General features: G+C 67.3%; 1 protein-coding gene. It reads left to right on the top strand.

Going from position 1 to position 1,748, the window contains the following annotated elements:
* Nucleotides 1-102: 102 nt before the first annotated feature.
* Nucleotides 103-1,746, top strand: coding sequence for an IS1182 family transposase (locus tag ACTT8P_RS38210; RefSeq protein ID WP_442836387.1), 1,644 nt, complete (start codon nucleotides 103-105; stop codon nucleotides 1,744-1,746).
* The last annotated feature ends 2 nt before the right edge of the window (nucleotides 1,747-1,748 follow it).

Genomic DNA, 1,748 nt, shown 5'->3' with positions numbered 1-1,748 from the left:
CGGACACTGTTGGTAAATGGTCCGGTCCCTGTGCGTGACGTCGGCCTTCATCGCCTGGTTGTGGGTGGTGAAGGCCGATGGTGCGTTCTGGGGAGGGTGTCGGTGTCGCTGCGGGAGCCCGGGTTGGGTGAGATTCCGGTGGAGACGGAGCGGGTGGCTCGGGCGGTATGTCCGGACGGAACGCTGGCGATACGGCTGCGCGATGAGTTCGCGGACGTCTTCTCTGGTGAGGTGTTTGCCTCTCTATTCCCGCAGCGGGGTCGCCCTGCGGTGCCACCGGGTGTGTTGGCGCTGGTCACGGTGTTGCAGTTCGCTGAAGGACTGTCGGATCGGCAGGCCGCTGCCGCGGTGCGGGTGAGGATCGACTGGAAGTACGCGCTCGGGCTGGAACTGACTGATACCGGCTTCGACTACTCCGTGCTGAGCGAGTTCCGAGCCCGCCTGGTGCGGGGGCAGATGGCTGATGAACTCTTCGAGCAGGTGCTCCAGGCGGCCAAGGAGCGGGGGCTGCTGAAGACATCGGGCCGGGCCCGGACCGATTCCGCCCGGGTCCTGGCGGCGATCCGGGTGGTCAACCATCTGGAGATGCTCGGGGAGACGCTGCGGGCGGCCCTGAACACGCTGGCCGCAGCGTTTCCGCAGTGGCTGGCCGCGCAGGCAGATGAGGCGTGGTTCAACCGCTATGGGCACCGGGTGGAGGAAGCGAGACTGCCCCGGGGCAAGGAGAAACGCGAGGCGTGGATCGGACAGGCCGGAGCAGACGGGATACGTCTGCTGGAAGCAGTCTTCTCCCCGCAGGCTCCGCGCGAGGCGCGGTCGCTGGAGGCAGTTGAGCTGCTGCGGCAGGTCTGGGTGCAGAACTTCCAGGTCGTCGACGGGGCCGTCTGCGAGCGGGATGCGAAGAACGTGCCGCCGGGCCGGTTACGGCCGTTCTCGCCGTACGACACCGACGCTCGTGCCGGAGCCAAGCGCGGCACCAGCTGGACCGGCTACCTGGTGCAGCTGACCGAGACATGCGAGCCGGATGCACCCAACCTGATCACTCACGTCGCCACCACCGACGCGTCCGTGAACGACCTGAAGATGATCGGTGCCATCCACGCCGACCTGCGTGCTCACGGCAGACTCCCCGCCGTGCATCTCGTGGACGCCAACTACATCGATGCCCAGGGCCTGGCCGACGCCGAGCAGGCGGGCATCAAGCTCGTGGGGCCGATCAACAAGAACACCAGCACCCAGTCCTCCGGCAAGTTCGCCACGGACGCGTTCGCCGTGGACTGGGACAACAAGCAGGTGACCTGCCCCAACGACCGGGTCGCGGACAGCTGGTATCCGCGCGTCTCCTCGCACGGTATCCCCGTGATCAGGGTCCGGTTCCCCGCCTCCGATTGCCGGGCCTGCCCGGACGTGAACGCGTGCGCGCCGTCGAAAGCCGGCAGAGGACGGGAGATCACGCTGAGGGAGAAAGCCGCGCACGACGCCATGAAGAGAAACCGCGCTGACCAGAAGACGCCTGAGTGGTGGGACGTCTACCAGCACCGCCAGGGCATCGAGGCAACCGTCTCACAAGGTGTCCGGGCCTTCGGTCTCCGGCGGTCCCGATACCGCGGCCACCCGAAGACCCGCCTTCAACACCTCTTCACCGTCACCGCGATGAACCTCGCCCGCCTCGATGCCTGGATCACCGGAACACCCCGAGCCGGAACCCGCGTCTCTCGGTTCGAACGACTGCGTCCCGCTGCCTGACG

The sequence above is a fragment of the Streptomyces sp. JW3 genome (assembly GCF_052216785.1).
Classification (GTDB): domain Bacteria; phylum Actinomycetota; class Actinomycetes; order Streptomycetales; family Streptomycetaceae; genus Streptomyces.
The sequence above is the reverse complement of the archived record's forward strand: the minus strand, read 5'-3'. Positions and strand labels throughout refer to the sequence as shown.